This is a genomic window from Polaromonas hydrogenivorans, assembly GCF_040105105.1.
Taxonomy (GTDB): Bacteria; Pseudomonadota; Gammaproteobacteria; order Burkholderiales; family Burkholderiaceae_C; genus Polaromonas; species Polaromonas hydrogenivorans.
The window spans coordinates 3,203,955-3,216,755 of the sequence record NZ_CP157675.1 but is presented as its reverse complement, the minus strand read 5'-3'; the positions used below and the strand labels follow the sequence as shown (position 1 = coordinate 3,216,755).

Genomic DNA, 12,801 nt, shown 5'->3' with positions numbered 1-12,801 from the left:
CTCTATTTTGATGGAAACCTCCATGACTTCTTCAGCCCCCGCCGTTGCCGCGTCTGCGCTTTACCCGCCCATAGTCCCGTTTCGCACCGGCACGCTCGATACCGGCGACGGCCATTCGATTTACTGGGAGCTGTGCGGCAACCCGCAAGGCAAGCCGGCGGTGTTTTTGCATGGCGGGCCGGGTTCGGGCTGCTCGCCGGATCACCGGCGGCTGTTCGACCCCGAGCGCTACTGCGTGCTGCTGTTCGACCAGCGCGGCTGCGGCCGTTCGCGCCCGCATGCTTCGCTCCACAACAACACGACCTGGCATCTGGTCGCCGACATCGAGCGGCTGCGCACCCTCTTGGGCGCCCGGCGCTGGCTGGTGTTTGGCGGCTCCTGGGGCTCGTCGCTGGCGCTGGCCTATGCGCAAACCCATCCGGCGCAGGTCTCCGAACTCATCGTGCGCGGCATCTTCACGCTGCGCCGCGCCGAACTGCTCTGGTATTACCAGGAAGGCGCTTCCTGGCTGTTTCCTGACCTGTGGGAAGATTTTGTCGCGCCGATTCCACCGGCCGAGCGCGGCGACCTGATGGCCGCCTACCGCCGGCGGCTGGTCGGCAGCGACCGAGCCGCGCAACTGGCCTGCGCCCGCGCCTGGAGCCTGTGGGAAGGCCAGACCATCACGCTGCTACCCGATCCGACTGGCGCGGCCAAGCATGGCGATGACGACTTCGCCCTGGCGTTTTCGCGCATTGAAAACCACTATTTCGTGCATGGCGGCTGGCTGGAGGAGGGCCAGCTGATTCGTGATGCGCACAAGTTGGCCGGCATTCCGGGCGTCATCGTGCAGGGCCGCTACGACATGGCCTGCCCCGCCAAGACCGCCTGGGACTTGCACCGCGCCTGGCCGCAGGCGGAATTCCACCTGATTGCCGATGCCGGCCATGCCTTCAACGAGCCCGGCATCCTGGCGCAGCTGATCGCCGCGACTGACCGATTTGCACGCTGAATCGCCATGAGCGCTGCGGTTCAGGGTTTTCCGCCTTGCGCGACAATGCATAACTCTATGGAACATCTCACCACATTAGCCGACTGGCTGGCGCATTGCGAGCGCCTGCACCCGAAAAGCATCGACATGGGCCTGGACCGCGTCCGGGCCGTCGCCGAGCGCATGGGCCTGAAGTTCGACTGTCCCATCATCACGGTGGCCGGCACCAACGGCAAGGGCTCGACCTGCGCCATGTTAGAGGCCATCTTGATGGAATCGGGCTACCGCACCGGGGTGTACACCTCGCCGCACCTGGTGCATTTCGAGGAGCGCTGCCGGGTTCGCGGCGATATCGTCAGTGCTCCTGATTTGGTAGCTAACTTCGCCCGTGTGGAAAGCGCAAGGTGCCAAAATGGCGATGAAATCTCGCTGAGCTATTTTGAATTCACGACGCTGGCGATTTTGCAGCTGCTGGCTGATGCGAAACTGGACGTCGTGATTCTGGAAGTCGGCCTGGGCGGCCGGCTTGACGCGGTCAACATCCTGGACGCCGATTGCGCCGTCATCACCAGCATCGACCTGGACCACATGGAGTTGCTGGGCAACGACCGCGAAGCCATCGGCTTCGAGAAAGCCGGCATCATGCGCGCCGGCAGGCCGGTCATCGTCAGCGACCCGGTGCCGCCGCAAAGCGTCCTAGACCATGCGGCACGGCTGGGCGCGGACCTGTGGCACTTTGGCCATGACTTCAATTTCTCGGGTGACAAGCTGCAGTGGAGCTGGGCCGGCCGGGGACGGCGCTATGCCGGGCTGGCGTATCCGGCGCTGCGCGGCGCCAACCAGCTGGTCAATGCGTCGGGCGTGCTGGCGGCGCTGACGGCGCTGCGGGGTCGCCTGCCGATCACCGCGCAGGCGGTGCGCAACGGCCTGTCGCTGGTCGAGCTGCCGGGCCGTTTCCAGATCATTCCTGGCCAGCCGACGCTGGTGCTGGACGTGGCGCACAACCCGCATTCGGTCGCGGCGCTGACTGAAAACCTCGACGCCATGGGTTTTTACCCGTGTACCCATGCCATCTTTGGCGGGATGGCCGACAAGGACGTCGCGCCCATGCTGGCGCGAGTCGGCCCGCTGATCGACAAGTGGTATTTCACCGACCTGCCCACGCCTCGCGCCGCCACCGGCGCAGCGCTGCTTGCCCGGTGGCAGGCCGGCAACAGCCGCGCCGACGCCACGGCCCATGCTTACAAAACCCCCGAGTCCGCGCTGGAGGCCGCCGTCATGGCGGCAAACCCCGCTGATAGAATCGTGGTTTTTGGCTCCTTCTACACCGTGGGCGGCATTTTGAAGAACGGCGTGCCGCGTCTTTCAGCGCCGCACCTTTCTGACTAGAGTCGAATCAACCGGACCCAACCGCCTGCGCCGGAACTGGAAGCACTCCGCAACCCACCTTGGCCTTTAACGGATTCCAACTCACACCATGCCGTTTTTCAAGTTCCGCCGGGGCGATTCCGCATCAGTCCCTCCTGCCGGCTCAGCCGCCCAGGCGCTCAGCGTGGAAGTCTTGCGCAAACGCGCCAAGCACCGCCTGGTCGGCGCCTCGGTGCTGGTGCTGCTGGGCGTCGTGGGCTTTCCGCTGGTGTTTGACACCCAGCCCCGGCCCGTCGAGGTCGATATTCCGATTGAAATACCCGGAAAAAACTCGGTCAAACCGCTGGTACTTCCTGCTGCGCCCGCTGCCACTGCACCCGCACCCGCACCCGCCAAAACGCCTGGTCGTGCGACGTCACCCGAAACGATAGCCGCCGCCGCCAGCTTGTCGCCCAAGGAAGAGATTTACTCATCAAAACCAGCTTTGCCGCTTGTCCATCCTGCGCCTTCTGCTATTAAAAAAGAAGTAAAACAGGAGCCCAGGCAAGAAGCAAAAACCGAGGTCAAGCCCAAGGCAGAACCGAAGCCTGAACCCAGAATCGAAGCCAGGGCCGAGCCCAAGGCCGAACCCAGGGTCGAACCAAAGCCCGAGGCCAAAGTCGAGGCCAAGCCCGTCGTCAAGGCAGAACCCAAACCGGCTCCCAAGCCCGCGCCTGCCAGCGACGATGGCGCGCGGGCCATTGCCCTGCTCAACGGCACGGGCGCGTTGCAGGCGCCCAAGGTTGCGGCACCGACCAAGCCCGCGGCATTGCCCAAGCCTGCGGCCACCGAAGAAACCAAGGCCGCCGCTGCGGAAACCAAAGGCCGCATGGTGGTTCAGGTGGGCGCCTTTGCCGACTCCGCCAAAGCCGATGAAACGCGCCGCAAGCTGGAAAAAGCCGGCCTGACCACCTACACCCAGGTGGCCGACACGAAAGACGGCAAGCGCATCCGGGTCCGCGTGGGTCCGTTTGCCAGCAAGGCCGAGGCTGAAAAAGCGATCAACAAGATCAGGTCGCTTGACCTGCCGGTTGCCATTCTGAGTTTTTAAGCCATTGGTCGCTGTGTGACGCCGCTTGACTGGATTTTGGCGGGGGTGCTGGTTTTTTCCCTGTTGCTGGGCGCCTGGCGCGGCCTGGTCTATGAAGTGTTGTCGGTGCTGGGATGGGCGGCTTCGTTTTATGCCGCGCAATGGTTTGCGCCGCAGGTGGCGCTGCTGCTGCCCTGGCAGTCGGCTTCGGAGCCGGTGCGTTACGCGGCGGCTTTTGCGCTGGTTTTCATTGCGGCGGTGTTTGTGGCGGGTTTGCTGGCCGCCTTGCTGAAGAGCCTGGTGGATGCCATCGGCCTGCGTCCGGTGGACCGCACGCTGGGCGCGGCGTTCGGCGTACTGCGCGGCATGATCTTGCTGCTGGCCGCGACCGTGGTCATGGACATGACGGCGCTCAAGTCCAGCGCCTGGTGGCAGGAGTCCATCGGGGCGCAAACGCTGACCGCGACGCTGACCGGCCTGAAACCGATGCTGCCCGGGCAGTTTGCAAAGTATCTGGATTAATTGTTTGAATTTACTTGAGAGTCAACACACCATGAACGGAACACCATGTGCGGGATAGTCGGAATCGTCAGCAAAGCCCCGGTCAACCAGCTGATTTATGACGGACTGCTGCTGCTGCAGCACCGTGGGCAGGATGCCGCCGGCATCGTCACCCAGCAAGGGCGCAAGTTCTACATGCACAAGGCCAAGGGCATGGTGCGCGACGTGTTCCGCACCCGCAACATGCGCGCCCTGCCGGGCAATGTCGGACTCGGCCAAGTGCGCTACCCGACGGCGGGCAACGCCTTCAGCGAGGATGAAGCGCAGCCGTTTTACGTCAACGCGCCGTTTGGCCTGGTGCTGTCGCACAACGGCAACCTGACGAACGCGGCAGAACTCAAGGCCGAGCTGTTCAACACCGACCACCGCCACATCAACACCGACAGCGACTCCGAAGTGCTGCTCAACGTGCTGGCGCATGAGCTGGAAAAAACCACGCGCGGCCTGCCGCTCACCCCGGCCGACGTGTTTGCCGCCGTGCGCGGCGTGCACAAGCGCGTCAAGGGCTCGTATGCCGTGGTGGCCTTGATCGCCGGCCACGGCCTGCTGGCGTTTCGCGACCCGTTCGGCATCCGTCCGCTGTGCATCGGCCATGGCCAGAACGAAGGCGGCGCCACCGTGATGGTGGCCAGCGAATCGGTGGCCCTTGAAGGTACCGGCTACCAGTTCGAGCGTGACATCGCGCCGGGCGAAGCGGTGTTCGTGGACATGGACGGCAAGGTGCATGCCGAGCAATGCGCGGCCAATGCCAGGCTCTATCCCTGCATTTTCGAGTTTGTCTATCTGGCGCGTCCCGATTCGGTGATGGATGGCATCTCGGTTTACCAGGCGCGCCTGAACCTGGGCGAAACGCTGGCCAAGCGGGTCGTTTCCACCGTGCCGCCCAATGAGATCGACGTGATCATCCCGATTCCCGAATCGAGCCGCCCCAGCGCCACCCAGCTGGCGCATCTGCTCGGCATTCCCTACCGCGAAGGCTTTGTGAAGAACCGCTATGTCGGCCGCACCTTCATCATGCCGGGGCAGGGCGTGCGCAAGAAATCGGTGCGCCAGAAGCTCAATGTGATCGCCAGCGAGTTCAAGGGCCGCAATGTGCTGCTGGTCGATGATTCCATCGTGCGCGGCACCACCAGCCGCGAAATCGTGCAGATGGCGCGCGACGCCGGTGCGCGCAAGGTCTATCTGGCCAGCGCCGCGCCGCCGGTACGCTTTCCCAATGTCTATGGCATCGACATGCCGACGCCGGGCGAGCTGGTCGCGCATGACCGCAGCATCGAGGAAATCCGCAAGGTGATCGGCTGCGATGCGCTGATTTACCAGGACGTGGAGGGCATGAAGCGCGCCATCCGCTCGCTGAACCCCGAACTCGATGGCTTTGACGCGTCCTGCTTCGATGGCGTGTATGTCACCGGCGACGTGACCGCCGAGACCATCGCCGCGATGAATTCGGCGCGCGGCGACACCGCTGAAAAAATTGGCGAGGAAGGCGATGTCGATGCTTCGCGCCTGGCGCTGCCCAACCCGGAAGGGGCCTGAGATGACCCGGCAAGCATTGCCCGAGAACCTGCACCCCGACACGCTGGCCGTGCGTGTCGGCATCGAACGCAGCCAGTACGGCGAGAACTCCGAAGCGCTGTACCTGACCAGCGGCTTCGTGCAGCCCGATGCCGAAACCTCGGCGCGCCGCTTCGCCGGCACCGAGGAAGGCTTTACCTACGCGCGCACCTCGAACCCGACGGTGGCCGGTTTCGAGCAGCGGCTGGCCGCGCTCGAAGGCACTGAAGCCGCCATCGCTGCGTCCAGCGGCATGGGCGCCATCCTGATGATGGGCATGGGCCTGCTCAGGGCCGGCGACCATGTCGTGTGTTCGCAGTCGGTGTTCGGCTCGACGCTGAACCTGTTCGGCAAGGAATTTGCCAAGTTCGGCGTCGAAACCAGCTTTGTCTCGCAGACCGACATCGCGCAGTGGCGCGCGGCCATGCGGCCCAATACCAAGCTGCTGTTTGCCGAAACCCCGACCAATCCGCTGACCGAGGTGTGCGACATCCGGGCGCTGGCCGATGTGGCGCATGCGGGCGGCGCGTTGCTGGCCGTGGACAACTGTTTCTGTTCGCCCGCGCTGCAGCGGCCGACCGCGCTGGGCGCCGACCTGGTGATCCACTCGGGCACCAAGTACCTCGACGGACAGGGCCGCGTGATGGCGGGTGCGATTTGCGGGCCTTCAAAGCTGATCGTCGATGTGTTCGGCCCGATTGTGCGCACCGCCGGCATGGTGCTCGCGCCTTTCAATGCCTGGGTCGTGCTCAAGGGCATGGAAACGCTGCGCATCCGCATGCAGGCGCAAAGCGCCACGGCCCTGGCCATCGCGCAGTGGCTGGAGGCGCATCCGGCCGTGACCTGCGTCTATTACCCCGGCTTGCCATCGCACCCGCAGCACGAACTGGCGATGCGCCAGCAGTCGGGCCTGGGCGGCGCCGTGGTGTCTTTCGATGTGCGCGGCGGCGACCCGCAAACGGCGCGTGCCAACGCCTTCCATGTGATCGACAGCACGCAGGTGGTCAGCATCGCCACCAACTTGGGCGACACCAAGTCCATCATCACCCATCCGGGAACCACTTCCCATGGCCGCTTGACCGAAGCGCAGCGCCAGGCGGCCGGCATCAAGCAGGGCCTGATCCGCTTTGCGGTTGGTCTTGAATACATTGACGATTTGAAAGCCGACCTCGCACGGGGTCTGGACAGCCTGACATGACACAAAAAACAAGAACCCGATTTGCTCCTTCGCCCACCGGCTTCATCCATCTGGGCAACATCCGCTCGGCGCTGTACCCGTGGGCGTTTGCGCGCGCCACCGGCGGCGAGTTCATCTTGCGCATTGAAGACACCGACGTGGAGCGATCCAGTCAGGCCGCTGTCGATGTGATCATCGAAGGCATGCGCTGGCTGGGCCTGGACTACGACGAAGGCCCGTTCTACCAGATGCAGCGCATGGACCGTTACAAGGCGGTGTTGGCCGAGATGCTGGCCGCCGGACATGTTTACCCCTGCTACATGAGCGTGGCCGAACTCGACGCGCTGCGCGAAGCCCAGATGGCCGCCAAGGAAAAACCGCGCTACGACGGCACCTGGCGGCCTGAGACTGGCAAGACGCTGCCGGCCATTCCCGAAGGCGTGCAGCCGGTGCTGCGCTTCAAGAATCCGCAAGGCGGCGCCGTGGTCTGGGACGACAAGGTCAAGGGCCGCATCGAGATCAGCAACGACGAGCTTGATGACCTGGTGATTGCCCGGCCCGACGGCACGCCGACCTACAACTTCTGCGTGGTGGTCGATGACATGGACATGGCGATCACGCATGTGATTCGCGGCGATGACCATGTGAACAACACGCCGCGCCAGATCAACATCCTGCGCGCGCTGGGCCGGGACGTGCCGGTGTATGCCCATTTGCCCACCGTGCTGAACGAGCAGGGCGAGAAGATGAGCAAGCGCAACGGCGCCAAGCCGGTCACACAATACGCCGCCGAGGGCTATCTGCCCGACGCGATGGTGAACTACCTGGCGCGCCTGGGATGGAGCCACGGCGACGACGAGATTTTCAGCCGCGAGCAGTTTTTGCAGTGGTTCAACCTCGACCACCTCGGCAAGAGCGCCGCGCAGTTCGACGAAGCCAAGCTGCGCTGGGTGAATGCGCAGCATCTGAAGGCCATGGCCGATGACAAGCTGGCGGAACGGGTTCAGCCCTTCCTCGCGGCACTGGACGTTTCGGGTCTGGATGCTGCCTGGCTCGCACAGGGTTGCGCTTTGTTCAAGGACCGCTGCAGCACGCTGGTCGAACTGGCGGGCTGGCTGAAACTGCTGGTCACGGGCGCGGAGCCGAGTGCGCAAGATGTCAGCACCCATGTGACCGATACCGTGCGGCCGGCTCTTGCCAGGCTGGCGCTGGCGCTGGCCACTTGTGAATGGAGCAAGGCCGGCATTGCTGCCGCGATCAAACAGGTGCTTTTCGATGCCGGCCTGAAGATGCCGCAACTGGCCATGCCGGTGCGCGTGCTGCTCATGGGAACACCGCAGACGCCTTCGCTGGATGCGATCCTGTCGCTCATGGCGCGAGAAAAAGTCATCGCCAAATTGAATTTAGTTTGAAACTTTTCAAAAGGCCGATTTTTGTAGATATAATTTGAGGCTCGACAGGTTGCTAAGAAATTAGTGATGTTAGCGGAATTGGGGGTATAGCTCAGCTGGGAGAGCGCTTGCATGGCATGCAAGAGGTCATCGGTTCGATCCCGTTTACCTCCACCAACGTCGAGAAAGTTTTTGAAGTTTTGTAGCAGGAATTAAAAAGCCTGCGCCGGAAGTTCCAAGGTTAAGACCCCATCGTCTAGAGGCCTAGGACACTACCCTTTCACGGTAGGTACCGGGGTTCGAATCCCCGTAGGGTCGCCAAATTTCTTCGCTGCAAGGCGAAGGGACAAAGCACAAGTTTGTCAAGCACTTGGCTCGCAAGAGCAAACGCTTTTCTACCAGGAGTGGTAGTTCAGTTGGTTAGAATACCGGCCTGTCACGCCGGGGGTCGCGGGTTCGAGTCCCGTCCGCTCCGCCAGATTGAAGCCCTTGCAGTTCCATGAATTACAAGGGCTTTCCTCTTATATCCATTGCGATGTAAAAGGCTGTTGAGATTTTTGCAGGCCGTTAAAAGCCTGCGCCGGAAGCCACCAGGTTAAGACCCCATCGTCTAGAGGCCTAGGACACTACCCTTTCACGGTAGGTACCGGGGTTCGAATCCCCGTAGGGTCGCCAAATTTCTTCGCTGCAAGGCGAAGGGACAAAGCACAAGTTTGTCAAGCACTTGGCTCGCAAGAGCAAACGCTTTTCTACCAGGAGTGGTAGTTCAGTTGGTTAGAATACCGGCCTGTCACGCCGGGGGTCGCGGGTTCGAGTCCCGTCCGCTCCGCCAGTAATATGAAAAACCGTTGCAAACAGTTGTTTGCAGCGGTTTTTTTTTATTTTTATTGGGATTTTTAGATTTGCAGGGCTTTGCGCGTCTGCAAGCCCTTCAGTCCTTTAGCCTATTTTGTCTTTAACGGGTCGAGCGCGGGCACTGTTCGTGGCGACTTTCCTGGGTTTCGGCGTTGCTGGTGGGCTTGCCGCTTTCTTTGCAGCAGGTGCCGCAACTTTGCTGCTGGCTGATTGGCGTGGTTTGGCAGGGGATTTGAGCGCCACCTTGCCGGTCGCCGATTTTTTGCCGGCTGGCGTTTTCGCTGCTGCGGGTGTTTTCCGGGATGCAGCGCTTGTCTTTTTTACCGCCGGCTTTGCTGGCGCAGAAACGTCGGCCATCTCGATGCCGAACATAGCGGCCAGTTGATCGTCGTCGAGCACCTTGCCGGTGGCCGGGCGCTTCGAGGCGGCGGGCAGGCCCTTGCTTGCCTGGCTGACCAGATCCTTGGCATCGACACGGCGCAGCGTGAAGAGCACTTCCGGTTGCTGGTCGAGCCGCGCGCCTATCCCGTACAGCACGGCAGCGACATGCTTGCACATCGACGCCCAGTCCGGGCAGCTGCATTCGAACGAAATTTCTTTCGGCGACGGAAACAGGCCTATGCCCGGCTTGCAGATGCGCTCCATCACCGCGTTCGACAGCTTGCCCTGCAGCAGTTCGACCAGCGAATCAATCGAGCCAGAGCAATCGGCGCAGATCGTTTTCCATTGCTTTTCGGGCACCGCCGTCACGCTGGCGGTGACTGTGTAGAGGCTGGAGCCCATCACCTTCGCCCGCACCTCGCCGGGGGTGATCTGCAAATCAATCACCGAACCATTGCGCACATAGGTGCGGCCGCGCGGCAGGCGGCTGGCGTAATCGCTGTAATGCTCCAGGTTGTCGCACCAGGCCTTGCCCCAGAAGGTCTTGGCGATGGCGCCGCGAAAAGCCGCGATCGGCGTCAGGACGATGCCGGCTTTTTTCGCCTTGGCCGCAGCCTTCTCGGCTTTTGCGCGCCGTTCGGCGACTGATACATAAGCTGGCCATTGTCCGTAATTCATTTGTTCTCTCCTTGACGATCAGTTTTCCTGCGCGGCATGAATGTCGAGCTTGACCAGATCAAGCAATTCGCGGTCGCTCATCTCGGTCAGCAGCAGTTCGGCGCCGCCCTCCAGCACATCCTTGACGAGTTGCTGCTTGGATTCAATCAACTGGTCGATGCGGTCTTCGACCGTTCCCCGGCAGATGAACTTGTGAACCAGCACGTTGCGCTGCTGGCCGATGCGAAAGGCGCGGTCGGTCGCCTGATTTTCCACCGCCGGATTCCACCAGCGGTCAAAGTGGATCACATGCGAGGCCGCCGTCAGATTGAGTCCCGCGCCGCCCGCCTTGAGCGACAGCACGAAAAAGGGCGTCTGCTCATCCTCCTGGAAGCGCCTGACCAGTTCGCGGCGCTTGGCCACCGGCGTGCCGCCATGCAGCACCAGGCCTTCGCGGCCAAAGATGCTGCCCAGGAAAGCCGCCAGCGGCTCGGTGGTTTCGCGGAACTGGGTAAAGACCAGCACCTTTTCCTGTTTGGCGGCGATCACCTCGACCAGTTCCCGCAGGCGGGCGAACTTGCCGCTGTCCCCGGCTTTCCAGGCGCCGTCTCCCAGCCATTGCGAGGGATGGTTGCAGATCTGCTTGAAGCGCATCAAAAAGGACAGCACCACGCCCTTGCGGCCTATGCCTTCGGCGTCTTCCAGCGCATCGGCCAGGTCTTGCACCGCGCGCTGGTACAGCGCCGCCTGCGTCGGGCTCAGGTGGCACCAGGCCTTGAGTTCGGTCTTGTCGGGCAGGTCGCTGATGACGCGCTTGTCGGTCTTCAGGCGGCGCAGGATGTAGGGCTGCACCAGCGCGCGCAGCGGGCCGAAGTGCTCGGCCTTGGCCAGCCGCTTGGTGAATTTGCCAAACACCTTGTCCGAGCCCAGCAGGCCGGGATGGGTGAAGTCGAAGATCGACCACAAATCGGACAGGCGGTTTTCCACCGGCGTTCCGGTCAGCGCGATGCGCGATTGCGCCTGCAGCTTCTTGACCTGCCGCGTCTGCTTGGCGCCCGGATTCTTGATGGCCTGCGCTTCGTCGATGACGGCCAGGCGCCAGTCGTGGTTCGCCAGCACCGGCTGGCGCAGCAGCGAGCCATAGCTGGTGATGACAAGATCGGCATCGGCCAGACGCGTCGCATCGAGCGCCTTGAAATCGGCTGGCGGCATGGCCGACGGGTGGGCGACCAGCAAGCGCAGGCCGGGGGCAAAGCGCTCGGCCTCGGCCGCCCAGTTGGCCAGCAGCGAAGCCGGCGCCACCAGCAGGCTGGGCTGGTGCGGGCCGGCATTTTCGCGTTTGAGCACCAGCAGCAGCGACAGCACCTGAATCGTCTTGCCCAAACCCATGTCGTCGGCCAGGCAAGCCCCGAGCCCGAGCCGGGTCAGCAGGTAGAGCCAGCGCACCCCGGCCTGCTGGTAGGGCCGCAGGGTGGCCTGGAGTTCCGGCCCCGGATCGACCTGCGCCAGGCCTTCGGGCTTGCGCAGTCCGGCCAGGGTGTCGGCCAGCCACGGGCCGGCCGCCAGTTCCGACCAGTCGGCATCCAGCGGCTCGCCGCTCTCGGCGAGCGAAGCGCCGGCCAGAAGCCGCATGGCCTCGGCAAAGGGCAGGCCGTTTTCGGCCACCGCCTCGATGGCCTTGAAGCGCTCCAGCAGGCGGCCGATGGCCTTTTGATCGACCTCGACCCAGCGGCCGCGGATGAACTGCAGGCCATCGCCGCTCTGCAGCAGCGCCTCGACTTCGGCGTCGCTCAGATCCTCGCCGTCAAGGCAGACTTGCATGCTGAAATCGAGCAGCGCATCCTGGCCCAGCAGCGATGGCGGGCGCGTTCCCACGCTGGCCTTCACCACCGGCCGGGGCGGTCTGCCCGCCTTCCAGACGCCGGGCGTGCGAACGCTGATGCCGGCGGCCTCCAGTTGCGGCAGGTCGGTCAGAAAACGGCAGGCGTCCAGCGCGGTCCAGCGCAGCGGATGGTAAATATCGCCAACTTCCACCATCTCGCGCAGCCAGTCGCAGTGCTGCGCCGCGCGTTGCACTGGCAGCAGCAGCGACAGCAGCTGCGCCCGGCTCTTGCCGCCGGAAAACTCCGCCAGGGCTTGCGACAGCGGCTGGTGCTGCGCCTTGCCGTGGGCCGACAGGCGCGCGGTGTAGGTGGCCAGGAAGGCGAATGGCGCCTCGGCATCCTTGCGGTTTTCGGCCAGGTTGAAATGCACGCGGCCGACCAGGTTCCAGGCCGGGTGGCGCGACTTGAGGAAGGCCTGCAGCGGAACCTGGGCCGCCGCCAGTTCCTGGCGCAGGGCGGCATCCAGCTCGTGCCACAGCGCGGTCAGCAGCTCGGGCGTCAGGTACTCCGCGCCCGTCATGGGCGGCGCATCGGCGATCAGGGCTTCAAAATCCTCGGCGGCGGGCAGGTCAACCGCGATCTCGCCGCCGTCGGGCGTGGCGCACAGGGCCGTGACATAGCGCGCCGCGACATCGCGCCACCAGGCCCAGGCCGGCGGCAGAATTCGGCCGATGTGCGCCGTTCCGAGCAGCAGCAGGCCATGGCCGCTGCCCAGCGCGAAAGCGGGGCCCAGCGCCTGGCTGACTTCCGGCGCCAGGGGCGGTGCGTCGTCCTGCTTTGTAGCCAGCAGGCGGCCGCGCGGCGTCAGCTGCGGCGCCAGGTTGGCCGGGGTATCGGGAGCGTTCGGGGATTCCATTGTTCAATCGGTTGAATGGCCCATCGAGGCGCAGGCATTGATGCAAAACCGCTATTTTCCGGGTATATCCGGCAGTATT

9 protein-coding genes and 5 tRNA genes are annotated in these 12,801 nt (G+C 63.6%); 12 read left to right on the top strand and 2 right to left on the bottom strand.

Annotated elements, in window-relative coordinates:
- Window positions 1–22 precede the first annotated feature (22 nt).
- From pip to ABLV49_RS15405, 12 genes are all read left to right on the top strand, one after another.
- A complete protein-coding gene (gene pip / locus ABLV49_RS15460; RefSeq protein ID WP_349277781.1) occupies window positions 23–991 on the top strand; it encodes a prolyl aminopeptidase in 969 nt (322 codons plus the stop codon).
- A 57-nt stretch (window positions 992–1,048) separates the two neighbouring features.
- On the top strand, window positions 1,049–2,359 hold the full coding sequence (folC, locus tag ABLV49_RS15455; RefSeq protein WP_349277780.1) for a bifunctional tetrahydrofolate synthase/dihydrofolate synthase: 1,311 nt from the start codon (window positions 1,049–1,051) through the stop codon (window positions 2,357–2,359).
- 88 nt (window positions 2,360–2,447) lie between these two features.
- Entirely contained in the window at window positions 2,448–3,428 is a 981-nt protein-coding gene (locus ABLV49_RS15450; RefSeq protein WP_349277778.1) for an SPOR domain-containing protein, read from the top strand.
- A gap of 15 nt (window positions 3,429–3,443) precedes the next feature.
- Entirely contained in the window at window positions 3,444–3,929 is a 486-nt protein-coding gene (locus ABLV49_RS15445) for a CvpA family protein (RefSeq protein ID WP_349277777.1), read from the top strand.
- 45 nt (window positions 3,930–3,974) lie between these two features.
- Entirely contained in the window at window positions 3,975–5,504 is a 1,530-nt protein-coding gene (gene purF, locus ABLV49_RS15440) for an amidophosphoribosyltransferase (protein ID WP_349277775.1), read from the top strand.
- A 1-nt stretch (window position 5,505) separates the two neighbouring features.
- Window positions 5,506–6,720 carry an O-succinylhomoserine sulfhydrylase gene (locus ABLV49_RS15435; RefSeq protein WP_349277773.1) on the top strand — a complete coding sequence of 405 codons (1,215 nt, stop codon included), beginning with the start codon at window positions 5,506–5,508 and terminating at the stop codon, window positions 6,718–6,720.
- Window positions 6,717–8,111 carry a glutamate--tRNA ligase gene (gltX, locus tag ABLV49_RS15430; protein ID WP_349277771.1) on the top strand — a complete coding sequence of 465 codons (1,395 nt, stop codon included), beginning with the start codon at window positions 6,717–6,719 and terminating at the stop codon, window positions 8,109–8,111. The genes ABLV49_RS15435 and gltX overlap by 4 nt, the downstream gene beginning before the upstream one ends.
- An 80-nt stretch (window positions 8,112–8,191) precedes the next feature.
- A tRNA-Ala gene (locus ABLV49_RS15425) sits at window positions 8,192–8,267 on the top strand.
- A gap of 68 nt (window positions 8,268–8,335) precedes the next feature.
- Window positions 8,336–8,411 (top strand) — tRNA-Glu (locus ABLV49_RS15420).
- An 80-nt stretch (window positions 8,412–8,491) separates the two neighbouring features.
- Window positions 8,492–8,568, top strand: a tRNA-Asp gene (locus ABLV49_RS15415).
- 121 nt (window positions 8,569–8,689) lie between these two features.
- Window positions 8,690–8,765: transfer RNA gene (locus tag ABLV49_RS15410), tRNA-Glu, on the top strand.
- Window positions 8,766–8,845: 80 nt separating this feature from the next.
- Window positions 8,846–8,922: transfer RNA gene (locus tag ABLV49_RS15405), tRNA-Asp, on the top strand.
- Between the two features lie 107 nt (window positions 8,923–9,029).
- On the opposite strand, the gene ABLV49_RS15400 is transcribed toward ABLV49_RS15405, so the two are convergent.
- Together ABLV49_RS15400 and ABLV49_RS15395 are read right to left on the bottom strand one after the other, a co-directional pair.
- The gene (locus ABLV49_RS15400; protein WP_349277769.1) at window positions 9,030–10,004 is read right to left on the bottom strand and encodes a hypothetical protein; all 975 of its coding nucleotides are present in this window, start codon (window positions 10,002–10,004) and stop codon (window positions 9,030–9,032) included.
- 18 nt (window positions 10,005–10,022) lie between these two features.
- Window positions 10,023–12,722: a DEAD/DEAH box helicase gene (locus tag ABLV49_RS15395; protein WP_349277767.1), complete on the bottom strand. Its 2,700-nt coding sequence runs from the start codon at window positions 12,720–12,722 to the stop codon at window positions 10,023–10,025.
- Window positions 12,723–12,801 lie beyond the last annotated feature (79 nt).

Bases quoted from the DNA above. Each gene is read 5' to 3' on its own strand.
- purF (WP_349277775.1), top strand. From the start codon at position 3,975: ATGTGCGGGATAGTCGGAATCGTCAGCAAAGCCCCGGTCAACCAGCTG.
- ABLV49_RS15450 (WP_349277778.1), top strand. From the start codon at position 2,448: ATGCCGTTTTTCAAGTTCCGCCGGGGCGATTCCGCATCAGTCCCTCCT.
- folC (WP_349277780.1), top strand. From the start codon at position 1,049: ATGGAACATCTCACCACATTAGCCGACTGGCTGGCGCATTGCGAGCGC.
- ABLV49_RS15395 (WP_349277767.1), bottom strand. From the start codon at position 12,722: ATGGAATCCCCGAACGCTCCCGATACCCCGGCCAACCTGGCGCCGCAG.
- ABLV49_RS15400 (WP_349277769.1), bottom strand. From the start codon at position 10,004: ATGAATTACGGACAATGGCCAGCTTATGTATCAGTCGCCGAACGGCGC.
- ABLV49_RS15435 (WP_349277773.1), top strand. From the start codon at position 5,506: ATGACCCGGCAAGCATTGCCCGAGAACCTGCACCCCGACACGCTGGCC.
- gltX (WP_349277771.1), top strand. From the start codon at position 6,717: ATGACACAAAAAACAAGAACCCGATTTGCTCCTTCGCCCACCGGCTTC.
- pip (WP_349277781.1), top strand. From the start codon at position 23: ATGACTTCTTCAGCCCCCGCCGTTGCCGCGTCTGCGCTTTACCCGCCC.